20 protein-coding genes, 1 other RNA gene and 1 pseudogene are annotated in these 23,699 nt (G+C 58.3%); 15 read left to right on the top strand and 7 right to left on the bottom strand.

The window, feature by feature from the left end:
* From BFV97_RS10345 to BFV97_RS10325, 5 genes are all read right to left on the bottom strand, one after another.
* Nucleotides 1-1,123 (bottom strand): SPFH domain-containing protein (locus tag BFV97_RS10345; RefSeq protein ID WP_069300272.1); only part of this gene is annotated, 1,123 nt, incomplete at its 3' end.
* Nucleotides 1,124-1,138: 15 nt separating this feature from the next.
* Nucleotides 1,139-2,077, bottom strand: coding sequence for a DUF2927 domain-containing protein (locus BFV97_RS10340; RefSeq protein WP_069300271.1), 939 nt, complete (start codon nt 2,075-2,077; stop codon nt 1,139-1,141).
* Between the two features lie 27 nt (nt 2,078-2,104).
* A complete protein-coding gene (locus tag BFV97_RS10335; RefSeq protein WP_069300270.1) occupies nt 2,105-3,292 on the bottom strand; it encodes a toxic anion resistance protein in 1,188 nt (395 codons plus the stop codon).
* 14 nt (nt 3,293-3,306) lie between these two features.
* A complete protein-coding gene (locus BFV97_RS10330) occupies nt 3,307-4,215 on the bottom strand; it encodes a 5-bromo-4-chloroindolyl phosphate hydrolysis family protein (RefSeq protein ID WP_069300269.1) in 909 nt (302 codons plus the stop codon).
* A gap of 281 nt (nt 4,216-4,496) precedes the next feature.
* Nucleotides 4,497-5,312, bottom strand: coding sequence for a TerC family protein (locus BFV97_RS10325; RefSeq protein WP_069300268.1), 816 nt, complete (start codon nt 5,310-5,312; stop codon nt 4,497-4,499).
* A 368-nt stretch (nt 5,313-5,680) separates the two neighbouring features.
* Between BFV97_RS10325 and BFV97_RS10320 the strand changes: the two genes are divergently transcribed.
* Nucleotides 5,681-5,890: a cold-shock protein gene (locus BFV97_RS10320; RefSeq protein WP_069300267.1), complete on the top strand. Its 210-nt coding sequence runs from the start codon at nt 5,681-5,683 to the stop codon at nt 5,888-5,890.
* Nucleotides 5,891-5,967: 77 nt separating this feature from the next.
* Here BFV97_RS10320 and BFV97_RS10315 read toward each other — a convergent pair whose 3' ends face one another.
* The gene (locus BFV97_RS10315) at nt 5,968-6,948 is read right to left on the bottom strand and encodes a pseudouridine synthase (protein WP_069300266.1); all 981 of its coding nucleotides are present in this window, start codon (nt 6,946-6,948) and stop codon (nt 5,968-5,970) included.
* A gap of 63 nt (nt 6,949-7,011) precedes the next feature.
* Between BFV97_RS10315 and BFV97_RS10310 the strand changes: the two genes are divergently transcribed.
* The 14 genes and pseudogenes from BFV97_RS10310 to murD all read left to right on the top strand — a co-directional run bounded on the left by BFV97_RS10310 (nt 7,012) and on the right by murD (nt 20,861).
* Complete coding sequence (locus BFV97_RS10310; protein ID WP_069300265.1) at nt 7,012-7,461, top strand: nucleoside deaminase; 450 nt, start codon at nt 7,012-7,014, stop codon at nt 7,459-7,461.
* A 138-nt stretch (nt 7,462-7,599) separates the two neighbouring features.
* On the top strand, nt 7,600-7,887 hold the full coding sequence (gene gatC / locus BFV97_RS10305) for an Asp-tRNA(Asn)/Glu-tRNA(Gln) amidotransferase subunit GatC (RefSeq protein WP_069300264.1): 288 nt from the start codon (nt 7,600-7,602) through the stop codon (nt 7,885-7,887).
* Between the two features lie 3 nt (nt 7,888-7,890).
* Entirely contained in the window at nt 7,891-9,378 is a 1,488-nt protein-coding gene (gatA, locus tag BFV97_RS10300) for an Asp-tRNA(Asn)/Glu-tRNA(Gln) amidotransferase subunit GatA (RefSeq protein ID WP_069300263.1), read from the top strand.
* A 30-nt stretch (nt 9,379-9,408) separates the two neighbouring features.
* Entirely contained in the window at nt 9,409-9,996 is a 588-nt protein-coding gene (locus BFV97_RS10295) for a hypothetical protein (RefSeq protein WP_069300262.1), read from the top strand.
* Nucleotides 9,996-10,421: pseudogene (locus BFV97_RS19290) on the top strand (N-acetylmuramoyl-L-alanine amidase); the annotation flags it as partial. The gene BFV97_RS10295 and the pseudogene BFV97_RS19290, both read left to right, overlap by 1 nt.
* 306 nt (nt 10,422-10,727) lie before the next feature.
* Nucleotides 10,728-11,095, top strand: an RNA gene (rnpB, locus tag BFV97_RS10285) — RNase P RNA component class A.
* A 610-nt stretch (nt 11,096-11,705) separates the two neighbouring features.
* A complete protein-coding gene (mraZ, locus tag BFV97_RS10275) occupies nt 11,706-12,209 on the top strand; it encodes a division/cell wall cluster transcriptional repressor MraZ (RefSeq protein WP_083225589.1) in 504 nt (167 codons plus the stop codon).
* 8 nt (nt 12,210-12,217) lie between these two features.
* Nucleotides 12,218-13,216 (top strand): 16S rRNA (cytosine(1402)-N(4))-methyltransferase RsmH, encoded by a 999-nt coding sequence (gene rsmH, locus BFV97_RS10270; protein ID WP_069300259.1) that lies wholly within the window; start codon nt 12,218-12,220, stop codon nt 13,214-13,216.
* On the top strand, nt 13,213-13,581 hold the full coding sequence (ftsL, locus tag BFV97_RS10265; protein WP_069300258.1) for a cell division protein FtsL: 369 nt from the start codon (nt 13,213-13,215) through the stop codon (nt 13,579-13,581). The genes rsmH and ftsL overlap by 4 nt, the downstream gene beginning before the upstream one ends.
* Nucleotides 13,581-15,362, top strand: a complete 1,782-nt coding sequence (locus tag BFV97_RS10260) for a peptidoglycan D,D-transpeptidase FtsI family protein (protein WP_069300257.1) — start codon at nt 13,581-13,583, stop codon at nt 15,360-15,362. Before ftsL ends, BFV97_RS10260 begins: the two co-directional genes overlap by 1 nt.
* Nucleotides 15,363-15,384: 22 nt before the next feature.
* Nucleotides 15,385-16,866, top strand: a complete 1,482-nt coding sequence (locus tag BFV97_RS10255; protein WP_069300256.1) for a UDP-N-acetylmuramoyl-L-alanyl-D-glutamate--2,6-diaminopimelate ligase — start codon at nt 15,385-15,387, stop codon at nt 16,864-16,866.
* On the top strand, nt 16,863-18,260 hold the full coding sequence (locus BFV97_RS10250) for a UDP-N-acetylmuramoyl-tripeptide--D-alanyl-D-alanine ligase (RefSeq protein ID WP_069300255.1): 1,398 nt from the start codon (nt 16,863-16,865) through the stop codon (nt 18,258-18,260). The genes BFV97_RS10255 and BFV97_RS10250 overlap by 4 nt, the downstream gene beginning before the upstream one ends.
* A 14-nt stretch (nt 18,261-18,274) precedes the next feature.
* Nucleotides 18,275-19,360, top strand: coding sequence for a phospho-N-acetylmuramoyl-pentapeptide-transferase (gene mraY / locus BFV97_RS10245; protein WP_069300254.1), 1,086 nt, complete (start codon nt 18,275-18,277; stop codon nt 19,358-19,360).
* A 100-nt stretch (nt 19,361-19,460) separates the two neighbouring features.
* Complete coding sequence (gene murD / locus BFV97_RS10240; protein WP_069300253.1) at nt 19,461-20,861, top strand: UDP-N-acetylmuramoyl-L-alanine--D-glutamate ligase; 1,401 nt, start codon at nt 19,461-19,463, stop codon at nt 20,859-20,861.
* A 71-nt stretch (nt 20,862-20,932) separates the two neighbouring features.
* Here murD and topA read toward each other — a convergent pair whose 3' ends face one another.
* On the bottom strand, nt 20,933-23,623 hold the full coding sequence (gene topA / locus BFV97_RS10235) for a type I DNA topoisomerase (RefSeq protein ID WP_069300252.1): 2,691 nt from the start codon (nt 23,621-23,623) through the stop codon (nt 20,933-20,935).
* Nucleotides 23,624-23,699: the final 76 nt, after the last annotated feature.

Genomic DNA, 23,699 nt, shown 5'->3' with positions numbered 1-23,699 from the left:
CTGCGGGGGGCGGAGGCGGGGGCATCACGGTGAACAGTTGCGCCAGTTCCATAACCTCCGAAGCCCGTTTCCAACCGTCCTGTCCAGCGGTCCAGACGTGGGTGTCGCGGCTCAGGCTGCCATCTGCGGCCATACGGCCAAGCGTAGCGCGGGAAAACGGTCCGTCGGTCTGCCCGTTTCGCGCGGTGTGCCAGACTTTTTCCACCGGCGGGGGCGGAGGTGCAGCGGGGGCGGACGCCGGGGCAGGGCGTGCGCCCCAAGGTCCGGCTGCCGCCTGTTGCGCCTGCATCTGCTGGGCCATCGCCATACCCATTCCAGCGCCCATGCCAGCGGCCATTGACCCGCCCGCAGCAGAGGAAGGATTGCTCATGGCTTCGGCGGCGGAGTATTTCATGAACTGGTCCAGATCACCCGCCAGCCCCATAGAGGTGCGTTTGTCCAGTGCCTCCTCCACCTTTGGCGGAAGCGAGATGTTTTCGATGTATAGCCCGGGCAGTTCCAGTCCGTATTCCGCCAGCGCAGGGGCGATTTTCTTGGCCAGCAGCCTGCCCAGATCCAGCGTGTTCGCCGCCATATCCAGTACCGGAATACCGGAGCCGGCTATCGCTGCGGAAAATTCCGAAGTGATAATGTTGCGGATTTGGTAGCTGATCTCGTCCATAGTAAATTCACCGTCGGTGCCGACGATTTCAGACATGAACCGCGCGGGATCGGCCACTTTGATTTCATAGGTGCCATAGGCGCGCAGCCGCACCGGACCAAATTCCGGGTCGCGGCAGATGATCGGGTTTTTCGTGCCCCATTTCAGATCTGTGAAACGGGTGGTGTTGATAAAGTAGATTTCCGATTTGAACGGGCTTTCAAAGCCGTGATCCCAATATTGCAGGGTGGTCATGATCGGCATGTTGTTGGTTTCAAGCATATAAAGCCCCGGCTGGAACACATCCGCCAGTTGCCCTTCATGAACCATCACCGCCGCCTGACCCTCGCGCACGGTCAGTTTTGCACCGTATTTTATCTCGTGTCCCTCGCGCTCGAACCGCCAGACCATCGTGTCCCGTGTGTCATCGGTCCAGTGAATGACGTCGATAAATTCGCCGGTCAGAAAGTCAAAAATACCCATGCGTTCAGTCTCCTGTTAAATACGGCTTTGTTTCAAGGCGTCTTCGGCCACGGAATGCAGCAGCGGGCGGGCCCGTTCCGGTGTCATTCCAACCCGCAGACGGGGATCGTAGAGCATTTTCAGCAAAATTTCATCGTGGCGGGTCAACAGCGCGAATTCTTCGTCATCGTTAAAGATAGAGGGCCGCACGGTGGGATCGTCATTGGCAAGACCCAGCGCTTGGGTCATTTCTTCTTCGATGCAGGATTTGCGCATGATGTCGCTGTGTTCCGCCTTCACCAGAATCACCGCACCGGAGTAATCCGTGGGGTTATCCGCATTGGACAGGGCATAGGCGACGCAGAAAATATTGCGCGGGCTGGTTTCGATTTCCCGCACGATAGAGGGCAGAAGCTGTGGCACATCAGCGGCGAGTTTTGCCGGTTCGACCTTTTGTTCGTCCCTGTTGAGAAACAGCATGACGAAATTCGCATTTTTCAGGCTGGTCAGCCGGATATTCAGCCCAGTCAGGCCCGCCAGACGGGCGGCATAGGCGCTGACGAACTTGCGGTCTTCGCGCCGTTGCTCCGGTGTGACCGACTTGCCAAAATGCAGCCCGACCCGCACGGGTTTTTGCCAGCGGCGCAGATAGGAAGAAGTCTGTTCCTCGACAAATACGCCTTCCTGATTGGTGTATTCGTCATAAAGCGCGACTTTTTCAAAGTTCCGCACCAGCGTGTCCGCATTAAAGGGCGCGTCCGACGGGTTGAAATCCTGCCGCAATTTGCCCTGTGCCAGCAGACTGGCCTGAACAGAAGCGTAATAGGCGGCGATACGTTTACTTTCCTCAGACACCACCGGCGCGGCGGGTTTGGGTTTCGGAGCGTGCACAGGTTCGGGGGGCGGCGGGGCTGTTGCCACGTCGCACCCTGCCCCGAAAAGGGCGGCCAGAAGGAAAAAATGCGATAGTTTCATATCTAATTGGCTTGCCCTGTCCTGCGCCTATCTGTCGGTGCTGGTGCCGATGGTATCGCCGGTTCCTGTGGATTTCGCCTTGGCCGCTGCAAGGGTGCTTTTCAGCTCTGCTTCCATAGTGACCAGTTCCTTTTCCGCCTCGGCCCGTTTCGCCTTGCCTTCATCGGCAATGGTAAGGCTCTCCTCGATGGTGTCGATCAGATACTGGTTGGCCTTTTTGATGCTTTCAATGTCAAACACGCCACGTTCCATCTGCTTGCGCACCTCGCGGTTGGCCTGTTGCAGATTGGCGGCGTTGCTTTCCAGCAATTCGTTGGTCAGATCATTGGCCTGCCGCACGGTTTCCGCAGCCTCGCGGGAGCGGTGGATGGTAACTGCTTGCGCCAGTTGCGTTTCCCAAAGCGGCACCGTGTTCACCAGTGTCGAATTGATCTTTGTCACCAGAGATTTGTCGTTCTCCTGCACCAGCCGGATAGAGGGCAGGGACTGCATTGTGACCTGACGGGTCAGTTTCAGATCGTGAACGCGACGTTCCAGATCATCCCGCGCCGATCGCAGGTCCCGCAGTTCCTGCGCCCGCAGGACACCCTTGTCCTTTGACGCTTTCTCAACCTCTTTTTCCTTGGCCGGAATGATCCTACCGTCCAGTTCCTTCAGCTTTTCCTCACCCGCTGCGATGTAAAGCGCCAGTTCGTCATAAAAGGCGAGCGTTTTGCCATAGAGTTTGTCGAGGGACTTGATATCTTTCAGCAGCACATGTTCGTGGTCGAGAAGTTCATCCGTGATCTTGTCGATCTGGGCCTGAACATCCTCGTATTTCGCCATGAATTTTGCAACAGGGGCGGCGCGGCCCAGCAGCTTTTCCCACCACGACAGTTTGCGGTTGGGGTTCAGCTCGTCGATAGAGAAACCGCGGATGGAGGACACCATATTGCGCAGGGATTCACCTGCAGGGCCGACATCCTTGTTGCGCACGCCCGACAGCATCTCCTGACTGATTTCCTGCAATTCCGCCTGCGCCTTGGAGCCGAATTCAATGATGGACTGGGTGTTGTCCATGTTGATTTCTTCCATCCGCGATTTGATGGATTTCTGCATGTCCGGCGTGACATCAGACACCACGATCAGCTCGTTGCTGGGTTCGGGCAGGACCACGGCGTTGACTTCTTCCACATCTTTCAACGAGCTTTCTGCCTTATCGCGGATGTTGGACATAGGGGGGTCTCCTGTTAACTGGCCTTCAGGCCTTCTTGTTTCAGTCGGTCGCGCAGAACTTCGATTTCCACATCAAGATCGGTGCGGTTGTCCAACATCATCGTTTCACGTTGGGTATTGAAGCTGGCTTCCAGATCGCTAAGCAAGGATTCATATTTTGCCTTTGCCTCTGCATCGCTGGTTTTGCTGGCGAGATCTGCATATTTGAGGGTCGCGTCCCGTGCGCCGCGTAAATAAACGCCAAGGAACTTGCGCGCACCTGACAGGTCGCGGGGGTCGTCTTCGACAGTGCGGAACATGTCGCGCACCGAAGCGGCCAGCGCATCCACCCGCCGTTCTATCCCCCGATCCCCGATCCGGCGTGCCGCAGCAACCATTTCGGTCAACAGGGTCTCGGCTTTGTCCACCGCTTTGGCCACCCGTTCGGTTTCAAAATCGGACAGGCCCGCCATGCCTTTCTTGCGCAGCGGATCAATGCCAAAGCTGAAAGTATGGGCCCCTGTGGCAATCGCGGCATAGGCTATCGCGGCGGGGATGCCGGCCTTCATGCCAAAGGCGGCGGCGATAAACACACCAAGGCCGGTCAGCGCACTGGCAAACATTTTGCGGGGAATGGCTGGGGGGCGGGCAATCTTGCGGCTGTCATAGGCTTGCTGCGCCCGCAGACCATCCCGCAGCAGCCATGCCGCCAGCAAGAGAACCGCCAAAGCACCAAATTCCGCCAGCATACCACCGGCATTTTGCGCGCGCATCTCACCAATGCCCGAGAACAGCAGCGGCAACGGCAGCGCAAACAGCAGTTTGGACCGCATGTCCGATTTGTGAACCTTACGGCCGCGAAATTTGTTCGAGTTTTGGGCTGCAGGCGCGGTATCGTCCGCATGTCCTGCGGGGCTGTGGGCGCCACCGAATTTCTGCGCCATCAGGACAGGCTTCCCAAGCTGCCAAGGGAGACCGTCAGGATCGCGAAACAAAGTACGATATATGATAGCCACTGCAAGGTTGGTGCAGACATCTTTCCCCCGTTAATACGGTCTTGGTCCCGCTCACGTCTTTATAGGGTTAATATACGGTCGCAGGGCTGTGGTTACTAGGCTTTTGCGTTGATTTTCCGTGTGATACCCGGGGCAGGATCGGCGCGTCGGCGGAAACCTGCCCCCGTTTTCTGTTAAATTGGCGCGGCTGTGCCGCATCAAAGCGCGCGTTAATGTTCGCCCCTCTGACGTTCTGCGGCCAGTTTGCGCTGGTATCCTGTTTGCACGATTTCAACCAAAACAAGAACAACAACCGAGAAATAGAAGGTTGTCTTGGACATTGGCAACAACGCATAGCCAAACACGCGGATTTGCAGATCATCGTCATGCATCGCATGGGCCGCAGCCGGACCAGCCTCGCCCAGCAGGACAACACCAACGATCAGCAGGATAAACAGGCCGAGAACTTCATACATCCGGTTCTTTTGCAAAAAGGTTGTCACCCCGTCGGCCAGCAGCAGCATAGCCAGACCGGAGCTGAGAATCGCAATAGCAAGCACTGGGAAGACATCTGTAATCGCCAGTGCCGACAGGATAGAGTCAAAGCTGAAGATCAGGTTCATCATCACGATCAGCAAAACCACCTGACGGGCGGATTTGGCGTCCTTCTTATCCGCATCATGCCCCAGTTGGTGGACCGACAACATATGGGTGATCTCTTTGAATGCCGTATACATGATGAACACGCCGCCAAAGACAAACACCACGGTCGAGAAATTGACGCCGCCAGTCAGAATGCCGGGGAAGTCGAATATGTAAAACGGGTCTTTCAGGGCGTCGATCAGACGGATCATTGTGAACAGCAGGAAAATCCGCAGCACCACCGCAATAATGATCCCCCAGAACCGTACGGATTTCTGGTTTTCTTTCGGGGCGCGCTGGCTTTCGATCGAGATATAGAGAAGATTGTCAAATCCCAGCACGGCCTGAAGGAAGATCAAAACCCCCAGATTGGCCAGATTCTCGAAGGTCAGCAGTTCTGCCATGGCGGTATGTCCCCTAAAGATAAGTTGTTTTATTTCGCATTTAACGCACCTCATCCTGTTAGAACAAGTAAACGCGCATTTTCACTATAACGATCTACTTGAGAGTTGGTTCCCCGAAAATTTTACCAGCCCGATTTTGCAAGGCGGAACGGGCGAATTGGGGCGCATCCTGCGAATAGCTGCTTTAACCGCCTGAAATCGCCCGTACTTTTATGTTTTGCAGGAATCGCAGCTTGGGCTAAGCTGATATGACGTAGCGTCACGAAATCGCGCATTCGGGCTGCAATTTATGTTCAAACGCGCCTTTCACAGGCGGTGCGGGAAAACCGCAGCAAAGTGTTGCGGGTGAATGTGAAGGGAATAAAGCAATGGCCAAAGGCATGGTCAAATGGTTCAACGCCGACAAAGGCTACGGGTTTATTGAACCCGAAGGTGGCGGTAAGGACATTTTTGTACATATTTCGCAGGTTCAGGCGTCTGGGTTGCAAACTCTGGAAAACAACCAGCCAATTGAATTTGAAATGGTAGATGGCGTGGATGGCCGGCAAATGGCCGGAAATATTTCTGTCGGAGAGTAGGGCAACCACCGCGTAAACGGATGCAGGCCATAGGCAGGCAGCCGAAGCGCAGTAGTGATGCCCGGCTTAATTACCGTTCAACGTCGCGGTTTGCGTGGCGCAGCCTTGTTGCCTGTTCTCGGCCCGCCTGAATTGGCAGGTCCGGATTTAGCAGCAGTCTGTCGCGGGCCGGAGGGTTTGCCTGCGCCTTGTTTCGCGCCGGTATCTGATCTGGCATCCGATTTAGGGCCGGATTTCGCGCCCGACTTGACGCCGGATTTCACACCGGATTTCACGTTGCGCGACACGCGCCGCGTGTCTTTCTTCTTGGCAAAGGTTTCCGGCGGTTCCATCCCCAACTGGTCGCGCATTACTTTGGCGCGAACCTCTTCGACTTCGCCGGTGCCCAATGTCTTAAGCTGGAACGGACCATAGGAAATGCGGATCAGCCGGTTCACCACCAGCCCCACTGTTTCCACTGCACGGCGGATCTCGCGGTTGCGGCCTTCACGCAGGGCCATCGTCAGCCACGCATTGGCGCCTTGCTGTTTGTCGATGTTGATTTCCATCGGCTGAAAGCGTTCGCCGTCCACCGTGACCCCTTTGCGCAGCGGTTCAAGCAGGTCGGGCGTTGGCACCCCTTTGACCCGCACACGGTATTTGCGCACCCACCCTGTCGAGGGCAGTTCAAGCTTGCGTTTGATCTCGCCGTCGTTGGTCAGCAGCAACAGACCTTCAGAGTTCAGATCGAGCCGCCCCACAGACATCACACGGGGCAGCGATTCGGGCAGGTCGTCGAACACCGTCCGGCGGCCTTTTTCGTCCCGCGCCGATGTCACCAGTCCGGCAGGCTTGTTATAGAGCCACAGACGCGGCGGCTCTTTTTCGGCCACAGGCTTGCCGTCCACCGTAATCCGGTCCTTTTCCGTAACTTTGATCGCGGGCGTGGTCAGCGGCTCACCGTTGAGGGTGATGCGACCGGCCTCGATCATCCGTTCGATTTCCCGACGGGAGGCGACGCCTGCGCGGGACAGGAATTTGGCGATACGCTCGCCTTCGGCTGTGATTTCATTGCTCATGGCCCCGCTATAGGGCGGATCGGCGTGCTTGTCCAAGGGAACCCGCCACGCTATGGCAGGGGAATGGAGTTTACGTCTTATATGGATGTGGCGCTGAAAGAGGCGCAGGCCGCCGCAACGCGCGGCGAGGTGCCCGTTGGCGCAGTGCTGGTGCAAGAGGGCAGGGTTCTTGCCCAAGCCGGCAACCGCACGCGGGAACTGAACGACCCCACCGCCCATGCAGAGATGCTGGTGATCCGCGCAGCCTGCAGCGCCCTGTCATCGGAGCGTCTGGTCGGTGCGGACCTTTATGTGACGCTGGAACCCTGTCCCATGTGCGCAGCGGCGATTTCCAACGCGCGGATTGCACGGCTTTACTACGGTGCGGCAGACCCGAAATCCGGCGGCGTGGCGCAGGGTCCGCGCATCTTTGACCACCCCCAATGCCACCACAGCCCCGACATTTATGACGGATTGCAGGAAACCGCCTCTGCTGCCCTGCTGCGGGGGTTTTTTGCCGGTCGGCGGGGCTAGCGGCCGCGCTGCCAGCACTATTATAAGGCATAAGGTGCAAAGAACCTGTGTCCTATGGATTGACGGGTTGTCTTGATCCTTGTGCGGGGATAAAGGTTCGCCCTGAAATATCCGTGACACAGAAAGTGGATGACCCCAATGTCCATTGATAAAGACACCGCGCGCAAAGTGGCGCATCTGGCCCGTATCGAAGTCCCCGAAGACCAGCTTGAAGCGCTGGCCGGAGAGTTGAACGGAATCCTCGGCTTTATGGAACAATTAAACGAAGTGGACGTTGACGGTGTAGAGCCGATGACCTCAGTCACGCCAATGCGTCTGAAACGCCGCGCGGATGTGGTAACGGACGGGGATCAGCAGGATAAAATTCTGGCCAATGCGCCGGATGCGCGGGAAGGCTTTTTCGCAGTGCCAAAGGTTGTGGAGTAAGACATGAGCGGATTGAACACCCTGACCATTGCGGACGCACGCGACAAGCTGCGCAGCAAGGAAATCTCTGCCGTTGAACTGACCGAAGCCTGTAACGCCGCTGTTGCGGGGTCTGATGCGCTGAAGGCCTATTCTGTGAAGACGCCGGAAATGGCACTGGAACAGGCTAAAGCCGCCGATGCGCGGCTGGGGCAGGGAGATGCACCGGATCTGTGCGGAATCCCGCTCGGCATCAAGGATCTGTTTTGCACCAAAGGTGTGGAAAGTCAGGCAGCCTCTAATATTCTGGCAGGGTTCAAACCGGAATACGAAAGCACCGTGACCACCAAGCTGTGGGACTCCGGTGCAGTAATGCTGGGCAAGCTGAACATGGACGAATTCGCTATGGGCTCTTCCAATGAAACCAGCGCATATGGCGCGGCGGTCAACCCGTGGCGGCGTCAGGGGTCCGATGCGGCGCTGACACCGGGCGGGTCTTCCGGCGGGTCTGCGGCTGCGGTTTCCGGCGATCTGTGTCTTGCGGCGACCGGCACCGACACAGGTGGTTCGATCCGTCAACCCGCCGCCTTTACCGGCATTGTCGGCGTGAAGCCCACCTATGGCCGTGTGTCCCGCTGGGGCATCATCGCCTTTGCCTCCTCTTTGGATCAGGCTGGGCCGATGACGAAAACCGTGCGCGACAGTGCGATTTTCCTGAATGCCATCGCCGGACATGACGCCAAAGACAGCACCAGCGCGGATATGGCCGTGCCGGATTTTGAGGCTGCGCTGACGGGGGATATTCGCGGCCGCAAGATCGGTCTGCCCAAGGAATACCGTCTGGACGGGATGCCTGCCGAGATCGAAAAGCTTTGGGCGGACGGAGCGGATATGCTGCGGGATGCGGGAGCCGAGATCGTCGATGTGTCGCTGCCGCACACCAAATACGCGCTTCCGGCTTATTACGTACTGGCCCCCGCCGAAGCGTCATCAAACCTCGCCCGGTATGACGGGGTGCGCTATGGCCACCGCGCCAAACTGCAAAAAGGCGAAGGCATTCACGAGATGTACGCCCGCACCCGCGCCGAAGGTTTCGGCCCCGAGGTGCAGCGCCGCGTGATGATCGGGGCTTATGTGCTGTCCGCAGGTTTCTATGACGCCTATTACCGCCGCGCCCAGCGGGTGCGCACGCTAATCAAGAAAGATTTTGAAGATGTCTATGCCAGCGGCGTGGACGCGATCCTGACTCCTGCGACACCTTCTGCGGCCTTCGGTCTGGGGGAAATGGCGGATGCGGATCCGGTGAAAATGTATCTTAACGATGTATTCACCGTGACGGTTAACCTTGCCGGATTGCCCGGGGTCTCTGTGCCGACCGGACTTGATTCCCAAGGGCTGCCGCTTGGCCTGCAATTGATCGGAAAGCCGTGGGAAGAAGCGGATATGCTGAACACCGCTTATGCACTGGAGCAATCCGCAGGTTTTGTTTCCAAGGCCGATAAATGGTGGTAAGTTTTCAAGGCTAGACACAAAGGAAGTATGATGCGCAGTTTGGTAACAACGGTTTTGGCGGCAGGTCTTCTGGCGGGATGCACCACGCAATCCCCCAACGATCAGGACCAGTATTTTGACAATATCACGCCCGATCCTGTTGCGCTTCAGACTGAAAACCAACGGCTTGCGGCAGCGGAAACCGGCGTGTCCACGGCCCAGCTTCCGGCTGACGGGGGCGCTGGTGTGTCAGAGAACCGCCCTAGCGGTATTTCCAACACGCAAGACTTTGAAGCGGTTGTGGAACAGGAATCAATTGCCTCGGATGCGGCCAAGCTCGCCGCGTTGCGCCAGTCCTATACTGTGGTCGATCCCGAACCCTTGCCCCAGCGCAAAACCAGCGTGAACCTTGCAGCCTATGCGATTTCCCAGAAACAGGCGGTTGGCACACGCACCTACAATCGTTCCGGCGGCGGCTCTTCCAGTTGTAGTCGCTACCGCAACGATCCCGATGCAGCGCAGCGCCGGTTCCTTGAATCCGGAGGTCCGGAGCGGGACCGCAACAATCTCGACCCTGATGGTGACGGTTTTGCCTGTAGCTGGAACCCTGATCTCTACCGCAACCTGCTGCCGAGCTAATGTCCTACGCAACCCGCAGCTCTGCGAATTGTAGCGCGCGGAGACACGGACTTGGGCCGGATATGGTGGTTCTTCACTATACCGGCATGGAAACAGCACAGGCGGCAATCGACCGGCTGTGCGATCCTGCGTCCGAGGTGTCGGCCCATTACGTCATAGACGAGGCGGGCGCCGTGACCGCGCTGGTGCCGGAAACGCAGCGGGCCTGGCATGCGGGCGCGGGGCAGTGGGGTTGGGTGAAAGACGTAAATTCCCATTCCATTGGCATCGAGATCGCCAATCGCGGTCCTGACAGTGACACGCCACAGTTTCCCGAAGCGCAGATGGTGGCACTGCGGGATCTTCTGTCTGCGATATTACAGCGTTACAACATCCCGCCGGAACGGGTGATCGGACATTCCGATATGGCCCCCGGTCGCAAGATTGATCCCGGTCCCTATTTCGACTGGCAGGAACTGGCGGGGCGGGGGCTGTCGATCTGGCCCCATCCGGCGCAATGCGCGGCCAGTTGGTCGGCGTTTCGGGCGGCTGCGTTTTATTTCGGCTACCGTGCCGCTGATGACAGCCGGCAAAGCTGGGAAACGGTCCTGTCGGCCTTTCGTCTTCGGTTCCGCCCGTTCCACTCCGGTCCGCTGGATGCGCTTGACGTGGGGCTGATCGTGCGATTGGCGCAGGAATGGCCCTGTCAGGCCGTTGACCTCGGGGGGTATGGGACGGTAGAGAAAGGCTTCGCGGATGGCTGGACGGCCGCACGTCAGTGAGGAAAGTCCGGACTCCAAAAAGCAGAGGCGGCGGGTAATGCCCGCCCGGGGCAACCCGAGGGAAAGCGCCACAGAGAAAAGACTGCCCGTGCTTGCACGGGTAACGGTGAAACGGTGGGGTAAGAGCCCACCGCGGTGGTGGTAACATCACTGGCATGGCAAGCCCCGCCTGGAGCAAAACCAAATAGGGACCGCGTGGATGGCAACATCCGGGGCCGCTTTTGCCCTAGCAGGTCCGGGTTGGTTGCAAGAGCCTGCTGGCAACAGCAGGCCCAGATGAATGGTCGTCTAAGGGGGCAACCCCGGGACAAAATCCGGCTTACAGGCCATCCGCGAATTTATCTTCCCCCAGATGGGCTGTTTATGGGACTTCATGGTCCGTTTTGGTCCATTCGGCAAATCCCATGGGAAAACCCCGCGGATTCCACGTTCCGAATCGCAATTTTCCGCCGGTTTTTCAATGTTCTCAATATGTTCCGTTTTGACTTGTGGCGCTTTCGCTTCAATTTGTCAGAAAAGCAAAATTTTTTCGCCTACTACATGTAGTGGTTCACAATTTGTCTAAAACTAATAAAGCTAAAATTGTGGCCAATCTTGGCAGGAATGTGGCGAAAATTGCCGGTATCGTCTTGGGTTGTCCAGCCGTTCCCATAAAAAGGGCTTGGTTTCCATAAATTCCCATGTAATACCTAACTGCAGATGAGGTTGGGAACGAAAAGGGACATCAAGATCCCGCTAGACCAAACCAGGTTTCATACAGGCGCCCAGCTACATCGAACATGAGATCCGACGTGGAATGCGAGCAGACACCCCCCAAAGGTGGCACCACAGTCGGGCGGCCCATAATCGGGACGAGGGCGGCGGATCAAGCAGTGGCAGCAGCTTGGTTCGCCGTTATCATTTTAAGCCCCTGATTTTCAAGGGCAACGGACAGAAGGAGCGCCCTTCGTGGCACGACGGTTCAGAGGCGAGAGTGTCCATAAAGTGGACGCCAAGGGCAGGGTGTCTATCCCTGCGGCCTTCCGCCGTGTTTTGGAAGAAGGCGATCCGGACTGGACCGACGGGCTGAACCCCAATCTGGTTCTGGTCTACGGCGGCAAAGCGCGCAATTTTATCGAAGGCTATACGATGACCTCGATGGAGGAAGTGGACGACAAGATCGCCGCACTGCCCCGCGGGTCCAAGCGCCGGCGTGCATTGGAACATATGTTCTCGGGCCAGTCGGTGCAGATGAGCGTGGATGAAACCGGACGTCTGGTTCTTTCCCCCAAATTGCGCAGCAAGATCGGCATCACCAAAGAAGCGACTTTTGTGGCCACCGGCGACACATTCCAGATCTGGGAGCCTTCTGCCTATGAAGAACACGCTGCCGCTCTGGAAGAGTGGATGGATGACGAGGATGAGGATTTCGATCCTCTGATCCTGTTGGATATGGAAACGGCAGAGGGGTAATCGCGGAGATGGAACAGGACGAGCCTACTGCTTCCCCGCATATTCCCGTGTTGCTGACCCCTATTTTGAAAGCGGTCGCGCCAATGCAGGGGCGCTGGGTCGATGGCACTTTCGGAGCCGGCGGCTACACCCGTGCGTTTCTTGATTCCGGTGCCGATGAGGTCTATGCGATCGACCGCGATCCCGAAGTGTTCGACCGTGCAGCGGATTGGGCAGGGGTCTATGGCGATCGTCTGCGTCTGGTGGAGGGAACCTTCGCAGAGATGGGCCGCCTTGTGCCTGCCGGTATGGACGGGGTGGTTCTGGATATTGGCGTATCCTCCATGCAGATTGATCAGGCGGAACGGGGCTTTTCCTTTCAAAAGGACGGGCCGCTTGACATGCGGATGAGCCAATCCGGCGAAACAGCCGCCGATGTGGTGAATACCGCCTCCGAAGCGGAACTGGCGGATATTTTCTTTCAATACGGCGAAGAACGCGCTTCACGCCGGATCGCAAAGGCAGTTGTGGCCGCACGCAAGACCGCGCCGGTCAAAACCACCTTTCAACTGGTGGAGATCATCGAATCCACCCTGCCCAAAGGCAAACCCGGTCAGGCCCATCCCGCCACACGCACATTTCAGGCGCTGCGCATTGCGGTGAATGATGAATTAGCCCAACTGGTGCGCGGGCTTTACGCAGCAGAATCGGTTCTGGCCGAGGGCGGTATTCTGGCGGTCGTGACCTTCCATTCCCTTGAAGACCGGATCGTTAAGCGGTTTCTGGCCGCACGGGGCGGGTTGAACCCCAAAGGCAACCGCTGGGCACCGGAGGCTGAAACGGACGCCCCCCGCTTTGAGGTTCTGGGGCGCAAGGCCGTCACCGCCGATAAGGATGAACTGGCCGCGAACCCTCGTTCCCGATCTGCAAAGCTGCGTTTGGCGCGGCGTACCGATGCCCCCGTGGGGGATGTGGATTACGCCGGTCTGGGACTGCCCCGATTAAGTTTGAAGAGTGTAAGTCAATGAAAACATTTCTCTATATGATCTGTTGTGGCGTGGTGATCAGCGTCGCTTATTGGGCCTACAAGGAAAATTACCGCACGCAGGCCAGTCTGCGCCGTGTCGCGGAATTGCAGCGCCAGATTGCCCATGAACGGGAAACGATTTCGGTGCTCAAGGCGGAATGGGCCTATCTGAACCGCCCCAACCGCCTGCGCGATCTGGTGGATCTGAACTTTGGGGAACTGGGGCTGGTGCCCCTGCTGCCGGAGCATTTTGCCGAAGTCGAACTGGTCGCCTATCCGCAAGTGGAAATCGAAGCAAACGAGTTGGTAAATCCGATTGCAACCAGCAGTGTGCCCACCCCCGGACCGGACAAGGAATTCCCGTAATGAGAACACCGCTACGCCCGCTCGCCCGTGTTCTGGACGCCCGTGAAAAGGGTGAAGATCCCGATATGATCGAGGCCCATGAACGGGCGCTTCGCAATGTCAAAACCCAGATGAAAATGCGCCGCCGTGCGGAAAGCCGGCTGCTGATTCTGGGTATCTTTTTCTTTGCGTCTTTCATGACTGTGGGCATTCGCATGGGCACGCTTTCAGCATCTGAACCGTCCGAGCCGGTTTCCACCGCATCCATTCCCCAGATTGCCAACCAGCGGGCCGACATCGTGGATCGTAACGGCGAGGTTCTGGCAACCAATCTGGCCACCACCGCACTTTACGCCCAACCGCCCCTGATGGTGGATCCTGTCGAGGCGGCCAAAGGTCTGGTCAGCGTGTTTCCCGATCTCGATCTGGAGCGTTTGACCAAGGATTTCACCGGCAAGCGCAAGTTTTTGTGGATCAAGAAAAAAATCAGTCCTGAACAACAACAGGCCGTGCATGATCTGGGGGAACCCGGTCTGCTGTTCGGCCCGCGTGAGATGCGGCTTTATCCCAATGGCCGGCTTGCGGCGCATATTCTGGGCGGCGCGAGCTTTGGTAAGGAAGGCGTGAACGCAGCCGAGGTGATCGGTGTTGCCGGAGTGGAGCGCTATTTCGACGAAACCCTGCGCGATCCGGCGCGGGAAGGCCAACCGCTGGCGCTGTCCATCGACCTGACCGCCCAATCCGCCATGCGCGAAGTGCTGGCGGGCGGGATGAACCTGATGGGGGCCAAGGGTGCTGCGGCGATCCTGATGGACATTCACACAGGGGAAATCCTGTCGATGGCCTCTTTGCCGGATTTCGACCCCAATAACCGGCCCCGTGTGCTGACATCGGGCGATCAGTCCGACAGCCCGCTGTTCAACCGTGCCAGTCAGGGCGTGTACGAACTCGGCTCCACATTCAAGATTTTTGCGGCGGGGATCAGCCTTGAAAACGGGCTGGCCAATGAAAACACCATGATCGACACCCGCGGTCCGCTGCGTTGGGGCAAGTTCCGGATTCGCGATTTCCATAACTATGGAAAGGAACTGTCCGTCACGGATATTATTGTGAAGTCGTCCAACATTGGCACGGCGCGTATGGCGATGGCCGCCGGAACCCAGGCGCAGCAACAGATGCTGCAAAAGCTGGGCTTCTTTGATGTGGCAACGGTAGAACTGCCAGAGACGCGCAATGCCAAACCCTTGCTGCCGCCCCGCTGGTCGGAACTGTCCACCATGACGATTTCCTACGGTCACGGCATTGCCGCCACCCCCCTGCACCTTGCGGCGGCCTATGCGGCTATGGGCAATGGCGGCTATAAAATCACACCGACCCTGCTGAAACGGGAGGGTATCCCCCCTAACCGCGAACAGGTGATTTCCGAAGAAACCTCTGCCAAGCTGGTCAAAATGCTGCGGGCTGTGGTGACACGGGGTACGGCTTCGTTCGGAGAGGTGAAGGGCTATGAAGTGGCGGGCAAAACCGGCAGCGCGGATAAGCCCAAACCGGGCGGCGGGTATTACAAAAAGAAAGTAATCGCCACATTCGCCAGCGTTTTCCCCGCAAGCGATCCGCAATATGTTATGGTGGTGACGCTGGACGAACCTTCGATCAAGGCCCACGGAGAGGAACGCCGCACTGCGGGCTGGACCGTTGTGCCGGTCGCTGCCGAACTGGTGGCGCGGATAATGCCGGTTTTGGGTTTGCGCCCGAATGTTGCGTCTGCGGGAAATCTTGAATACACCGCGTCAGGAAACTGACCACGGGCAAGGAGAAGCTGTCATGACCTCAACACCCCTGCAAAAACTGGGCCTGACAGCAACACACGGCGCCTTACAAGATGTCAGTGTCAGCGACATCTGCGTAGACAGCCGTTATTGCAAGGCGGGCGACCTGTTTGCCGCCATGCCCGGTTCTACCGTTCACGGCGGGGCCTTTGTGCAATACGCCCTGCGCATGGGCGCGGCTGCGATCCTGACCGATGCGCAAGGCTATGAAATCGCGCTAGAAGACGTGGGTGAAATCAAGATTCCCGTGGTGGTTTCAGATGACCCGCGCCGCGCGCTCGCACTGGCTGCGGCGCGTTTTTACGGTGCGCAACCGGCGACTATGGTGGCCGTTACCGGCACCAACGGTAAAACTTCAGTCGCGAATTTCACCCGCCAGATATGGGAGCTGTTGGGCCTTCAGGGTGTCAACTTTGGCACCACAGGGGTAGAGGGCGCCTATACCGCCGCGATCAGTCACACAACACCCGAACCCGTGACCCTGCACAAGCTGCTTAAGACCTTGCACGGCGAGGGCATCACCCATGCCGCAATGGAAGCTTCGAGCCACGGCCTTGAACAACGGCGTCTGGACGGAGTTTGGCTGACTGCGGCGGCATTTACCAATTTCACGCAGGACCATCTGGACTATCACGAAACCTTTGAGGCTTATTTCAACGCCAAAGCAGGTCTTTTTGCGCGGGTTCTGCCGCCCGAAGGTTCTGCGATCATCAACATAGACGATCCCAAAGGGGCCGCGCTCGTCGATATTGCTTTGGCACGGGGACAGGATGTTGTGACCCTTGGCACAGGGCAGGGGGATATGCAGATCCTTTCGGGGCGGTTTGATGCCACCGGACAGGAAGTGCGGTTTTCATGGAATGGCGAGGTCCATTCCGCCCGTTTGAACCTGATTGGCGGCTTTCAGGCGCAAAATGTGCTGACGGCGGCGGCGCTGGTGATTGCGTGCGGTGCGCAGGCGGCGGATGTGTTCCGGTGTCTGCCGGAATTGCAAACGGTGCCCGGTCGGATGCAGCTGGCGGCGACAAGAAATAATGGCGCGTCGGTGTTTGTGGATTACGCCCATACACCGGATGCCCTGAAAACCGCACTGCGGGCGTTGCGGCCCCATGTGCTGGGCCGGTTGATCGTGGTCTTTGGTGCTGGCGGCGACCGTGACACCGCCAAACGGCCTTTGATGGGGGCAGCGGCGCGGGAAAATGCGGATGTTGTCTTTGTCACCGATGACAATCCCCGCAGCGAAGATCCCGCCCTGATCCGGCGCATGGTGCTGACAGAATGCCCCGAAGCGACAGAGATCGGAGACCGCGCCCATGCCATCCTTGCAGGCGTTGATGCCCTACAACCCGGTGACGCGCTGTTGATTGCAGGCAAGGGCCATGAGACGGGCCAGACGATCGGGGATGATGTGCTGCCCTTTGATGACGTGGAACAGGCGAGCGTGGCAGTTCACGCGCTGGACGGATTGGGGGCATGAATAGCCTTTGGACCAGTCAGGACGCCGCCGCTGCGACGGGCGGGCAAACCACCTGCGACTGGGTTGCGGGGGGCGTGTCCATCGACACCCGCGAACTGGAACAGGGCGATCTGTTTGTCGCCCTGAAAGACGTGCGGGACGGACATGACTTCGTCGCCCAAGCCCTCCGATCCGGTGCAGCAGCAGCGCTTGTGACCCATCGTCCCGAAAACGTGGCCGAAGACGCACCGCTGTTGATAGTGCCCGATGTTCTGAGGGCGCTGGAGGATCTAGGGCAGGCGGCCCGCGCCCGTACCGCTGCCAAAGTGATCGGGGTGACTGGCTCTGTCGGTAAAACCGGTACCAAGGAAATGCTGCGCTCTGCCCTTGTGCCACAGGGGAAGGTTCACGCCGCGGTACGCAGCTTTAACAACCACTGGGGCGTGCCGCTGACACTGGCGCGGATGCCGCAGGATACGGATTTCGCCGTGATCGAAATCGGCATGAACCATCCGGGCGAAATCGGCCCGCTGTCCCGCATGGCGCGACTGGATGTGGCGGTGATCACCACTGTTGCGGCAGTCCATATGGCCGCCTTTGTCAGTGTGGAGCAGATCGCACAGGCAAAAGCCGAGATTTTTGAAGGACTTGGGCCGCAGGGCGTGGCAGTTCTGAACGGAGACATTCCCACACTTCCAATCCTGCTGGACGCAGCCAAAGGCATGCGGGTACGGCTGTTTGGCGAGACCGATCAGGCGAACCTCAGGCTGATTGCGGCCCGTACCACCGAAACAGTGACGACGGTAGAAGCGTTGCTCGACGGGCAGGAAATCCTGTTCAAACTTGGCGCACCCGGCCACCATCTGGCGATGAACGCGCTGGCGGTGCTGGGCGCTGTGCAAGCCGTTGACGCCGATCCCGCGCAATCCATGCTGGCACTGGCCCAATGGCACGCGCCCAGCGGTCGGGGCCAACGGTTTACCGTGACCCGCAGCGATAACGGCGGCGTGCTGGAGCTGATCGACGAAAGCTATAACGCCAATCCGACCTCTATGGCGGCGGCGTTATCCGTATTGGCGGACAGCCAGCCCGATGGCGGTCGGCGTGTGGCCATGCTTGGCGATATGCTGGAACTCGGCCCGCAGGAAGAGCAGATGCACAGCGCACTGGCAGATCATCCTTCGGTTGAAACCATTGATACAATTCATACCAGCGGCCCGCTGATGGCCGCCCTGCACAACGCCCTGCCGGATCGCAAGCGCGGCCAGCATTTTGCCACCGCTGACCTTATGGCAGCACGGGTGAACAGGCTGCTGGATTCCGGCGATGTAGCTATGGTAAAGGGCTCGCTAGGGTCCAAAGTGGGGCAGGTTGTAACAGCGATCAAAGCGCTGGGCCAGACAACAGAAAAATAAGGCGGTAGCGTTTAATGTTGTATTTTCTAAGCCAGTACAGTGATGGTGGCGACTTTTTTAACCTGTTCCGGTATATCACATTCCGGGCGGGGGGTGCCTTTTTCACTGCACTGATTCTCAGCTTCCTGTTCGGGCAGCCGTTGATCAACTATCTGAAGCTGCGCCAGAAAAAGGGCCAGCCTATCCGTGAAGACGGACCTGAAAGCCATCTGCTTGAAAAAGCGGGAACGCCGACAATGGGTGGCGTGCTGATCCTTGGCACCATGACGCTGAGCACCCTGCTGTGGGCGCGCAGCGATAACGGTTATGTCTGGGCGGTCCTGCTTGTGACCATCGGATTTGCGCTGATCGGCTTTATGGATGACTACTTAAAGGTTACAAAACAAACGGTTGCAGGGTTCTCCAGCAAGGCGCGTCTGGCGCTTGGCTTTGTGATTGCGCTGATTGCTTCGGTCTATGTGGCAACACTGCATCCCGAAGCCCTGTCAGGACAGATCGCACTGCCGGTGTTCAAGGATGCGCTGATCGGGGCGGGGCTGTTTTACTTTCCTTTCGCCATGATCACCATCGTCGGTGCTGCCAATGCGGTGAATCTGACGGACGGGCTCGACGGGCTGGCGATTATGCCTGTGATGATCTGCGCGGCCACTTTGGGTGTGATTGCCTATGTGGTGGGGCGCACCGACTTTACCGAATATCTGGACGTGCATTACGTGCCGGGCACCGGAGAGCTGCTGATTTTCACCTCTGCCCTGATCGGCGGCGGGCTTGGCTTTTTGTGGTATAACGCGCCACCAGCCGCTGTGTTCATGGGCGATACCGGATCGCTGGCCCTTGGCGGGGCGCTGGGCGCGATTGCGGTCAGCATAAAGCATGAGATCGTGCTCGGGATTGTTGGCGGGCTGTTCGTGGTTGAGGCGATGTCGGTGATTATCCAAGTGCTTTACTTCAAACGCACCGGAAAACGGGTGTTCCTGATGGCACCGATTCATCACCATTTTGAAAAGCGGGGCTGGGCCGAGCCGCAAATCGTGATCCGCTTCTGGATCATTTCCCTGATCCTTGCGCTGATCGGGCTGGCCACGCTGAAAATCCGCTAGACGTTCTGATGCGGTCGTCAACGGTGGCCCGCGCTGCCAGACCCCGCTGTAAATTCTTTAACAACAGCCGTGGCCCAGTGCTGCGCGAGAGGACCGTGAGATGATTCCAGTTCGTGGATATGAGGGCCATTCGGTCGGTGTTCTGGGGTTGGGCCGATCCGGTCTGGCCACAGCGCGTGCATTGGCGGCGGGCGGGGCCGTTCCGGTCTGTTGGGACGACAACGAGTCCGCACAGGCCCGCGCCCGCGCCGAGGGTTTTCTGGTGGCGGATCTGACCAAAGACCGGAACTGGGAGGAGATTGGCTGTCTCGTCACCTCCCCCGGCATCCCCCATCTTTATCCTGCCCCCCATCCGGTGATCGCAAAGGCGTGGGAGATGGGAGCCGTGGTCGATAATGACGTGGGTCTGTTCTTTCGCAGCTATGGCACGCCGGAATGGGACGAGTTCGACGTCCTGCCCCGCGTGATCTGTGTGACAGGGTCCAATGGCAAGTCCACGACCACCGCGTTGATCCATCATATCCTGCAGGAAGCAGGTCGCGACGTGCAGATGGGCGGCAACATCGGGCGCGGTGTGCTCGATCTGGAACCGGCATCGGACGGGCAGATTACGGTGTTGGAATTGTCCAGTTATCAGACCGAATTGGCCCGTTCTCTGGCGCCGGACATCGCAATTTTCATGAATCTCAGCCCGGACCATCTGGATCGCCACGGCGGAATGGGCGGTTATTTTGCAGCCAAGGCGCGGTTGTTTACTGCCGGTGGGCCGGACCGCTCCATCATCGGTGTGGACGAAATGGAGGGCCGCTATCTCGCGGCGCAACTGCGTGAAACCCAGAACAGCGGAGAGCCTGTGATCCGCATTTCCGCCGAGCGCAAACTACAAGGCGAAGACTGGTCGGTTTTTGCCCGCAAGGGGTTCCTTGCGGAATGGCGCAAAGGGCGGCAGGTGGCCTCGATTGACCTGCGCAACATGCGCGGACTGCCCGGCGCACATAATCACCAGAACGCCTGTGCCGCCTATGCCGCCTGTCGGTCCATCGGGCTGGCGCCGCGTGTGGTGGAAACCCATCTGGGCAGCTATGGCGGCTTGCCCCACCGCTGTCAGATCATCGCGGACCGGAACGGCGTGCTGTTTGTGAATGACAGCAAGGCAACCAATACAGATGCGGCGGAAAAAGCGTTGTTGGCCTTCAAAAACATCCGCTGGATCGTGGGCGGGCAGGCCAAAGAGGGCGGGATTGCCGCGCTCAAGCCCCAGTTCGAGCGCGTGCGTAAGGCATATCTGATCGGAGACGCAGCAGAAGAGTTTGCCGGACAACTGGACGGGCAGTCGTTTGAAATCTGCGGCACGATGGAACAGGCCGTGGTTCGTGCGGCCGCAGACGCAGAAGCCGGCGATGTGGTGTTACTGGCACCGGCTTGTGCCAGCTTTGACCAATACACCAGCTTTGAAAAACGCGGTGATGCCTTTGTTGCGGCGGTGAGCAGCCTCGATTAAAGGGGACTCCGCACTGTCCAACCGATGGTTCGTAAAAAAAGCCCTGCACCAATCGTGCAGGGCTTTTTCGTTTATTCTGCTGCTTTGTCTTCCTCGGCCTTTTTAGCCGGAGCCTTTTTCGCGGCTGTCTTCTTGGCCGCAGGTTTTTTAGCCGCCGGCTTCTTCGCCGCAGCTTTCTTTGCAGCCGGCTTCTTGGCCGCTGCCTTTTTCTTTGGCGCGGCTTTTTTCTTGCCCTTCGTGGCCGCTTTCGCATCCACCAGCGCGACCGCTTCTTCCAGTGTGATCTGGGTCGGTTCGATTTCCTTGGGGAGGGTCGCGTTAACCTTTTCCCATTTTACATAAGGCCCGTAACGCCCGTCCATCACATTGATCGCGCCGCCATGTTCAGGATGTTCGCCCAACTCTTTAAGCGGTTCCGCAGCCGCACCGCGTCCGCCTTTGGCGGCTTTCTCGGCAATCAGCTCAACCGCGCGGTTCATCCCGATGGTAAACACCTCGGTCGGGTCTTTCATATTGGCATAAATTTTGCGCGCGGTTTTCTTGCCTTCTTCCAGCGGCATTTGCCACATCACATAAGGACCGAACCGCCCGATAGCCGCAGTAATGTCACCGCCATCAGGATGGGTGCCGACAAAGCGGGGCAGAGACAACAGGTCCAGCGCCAGTTTCAGGTCTACCGCGCTTAAATCCGTGCCTTTGGGAATAGAGGCCCGTGGCGGTTTGGGGATTTCTTCCGTGGCCTCGCCCCGCTGAACATAGGGACCAAAACGGCCGGAGCGCAGGGTGATCGCCTCTCCGTTATCGTCAAAGCCAAGCTGCTTGCCATCCGGTCCGGCAATATCGCCGCCCTCAACCTCGCCTGAAATCGGGCGGGTGTAGCGGCATTCGGGATAGTTGGAGCAGCCGATGAAGGCCCCGCCGGAGCGTGCCGTGCGCATGGACAATTTTCCGTTGCCACAGGCTTTACAGATGCGCGGGTCAGACCCGTCCTCATTCGCGGGGAACAAATGGGGGGCGAGAACCTCGTTGATCTTTTCCAGAACCTCGGTGATCCGCAGGTCGGCGGTTTCCGCAATCGCAGCCGAGAAATCCCGCCAGAAGCGCGACAGAACCGCTTTGTAGTCCTCACGTCCGCCGGAAATATCGTCCAGCTCGTCTTCCAGTTTCGCGGTGAAATTGTAGCCCACATACTGGCGGAAATAGTTTTCGAGGAAGGCAATCACCAGCCGCCCTTTATCCTCGGGGATCAGGCGGTTTTTGTCCTTTCGCACATACTCGCGGGTCTGGATCGTGGTCACGATGCTGGCATAGGTGGAGGGCCGCCCGATGCCAAGCTCTTCCATTCGCTTGACCAGTGTCGCCTCGGTATAACGGGGCGGCGGTTGCGTGTGGTGCTGTTCGGGCGTGACAGAGGATTTCTTGGTCTCATCCCCTTGGGCAATCTGTGGCAGACGCTTGTCGTCATCATCTACAACCTGCCCGTCTGCCACATCATCGCGGCCTTCTTCGTAAACTTTTAGGAAACCGTCAAACAGCACGACCTGACCGTTTGCGCGCAGGCCGACCTGACCGTCGTCAGAGGCGATCTCTACCACGGTGCGTTCCATCCGCGCCGCTTCCATCTGGCTGGCAAGGGTGCGTTTCCAGATCAGATCGTAAAGCTTGCGCTGGTCTGCTTCCAAACGGGACAGGCTTTCAGGGGTCACGTCCATATCCGTCGGGCGGATACATTCGTGGGCTTCCTGCGCGTTTTTAGCCTTATTCTTGTAAACACGGGGTTTTTCGGGAACATAATTTTCCCCGAAAAGGCTGCCGATAGTCTTGCGCGCGGCAGTCACGGCTTCGGGGGCCATATCAATGCCGTCGGTCCGCATATAGGTGATGTACCCCGCTTCATAAAGCCGCTGCGCCGTGGACATGGCCGCCCGCGCCCCCATGCCGAACTTGCGGCTGGCTTCCTGTTGCAGGGTAGATGTCATGAATGGCGGCGAAGGGTTGCGGCTGGCGGGTTTTGCCTCAACGCTGGCGACGGACAGATCGCGGGAATTGATCGCCGCAACTGCGATTTCGGCCGACTCGGATGTCTCAATGTCGAATTTTTCAAGCTTTTTGCCGCCCAGAACCGTCAGACGGGCCTCAAATTCCTGACCGCGCGGTGTGGTCAGGATCGCCTTCACGGTCCAGTATTCGCGGGGCTTGAACGCCTCGATTTCCATTTCGCGCTCTACAATCAAACGCAGGCAAACCGATTGCACCCGTCCGGCAGATTTCGCGCCGGGCAGCTTGCGCCAGAGCACCGGAGACAGGTTGAATCCTACCAAATAGTCAAGCGCACGGCGGGCGAGATAAGCCTCCACCAGTTCCATATCCACCTGACGGGGATTTTCCATCGCTGTCGTTACAGCATCTTTGGTGATCGCGTTGAAAACCACACGCTCCACTTTGGTGGATTTCTTGATCGCCTTGCGCTTTTTCAGCGCCTCCTCCAGATGCCAGCTGATCGCCTCCCCTTCGCGATCGGGGTCGGTCGCGAGGATCAGTTCGTCGTCATCTTTCAGGGCCTCTGCAATGGCGCGAATGTGTTTCTGGCTGTCGCTGGCGACCTCCCATTTCATCTCGAAATCATTGTCCGTGTCTACCGAACCATCCTTGGGCGGCAGGTCGCGCACGTGCCCGTAAGACGCCAGAACGGTAAAGTTATCGCCCAGATATTTGTTTATTGTCTTGGCCTTAGCCGGAGATTCGACGACGACAACTGGCATGATATTTCCTGTGAATCAGTGTAGGTGCTGCCCGATTTGAGGCGTGCGGAAAATGTGTTGCGGGGGGGAGGGTTGT

Origin of the sequence: Neptunicoccus sediminis (assembly GCF_001719615.1) — a bacterium.
Lineage (GTDB): Bacteria > Pseudomonadota > Alphaproteobacteria > Rhodobacterales > Rhodobacteraceae > Amylibacter > Amylibacter sediminis.
The sequence above is the reverse complement of the archived record's forward strand: the minus strand, read 5'-3'. Positions and strand labels throughout refer to the sequence as shown.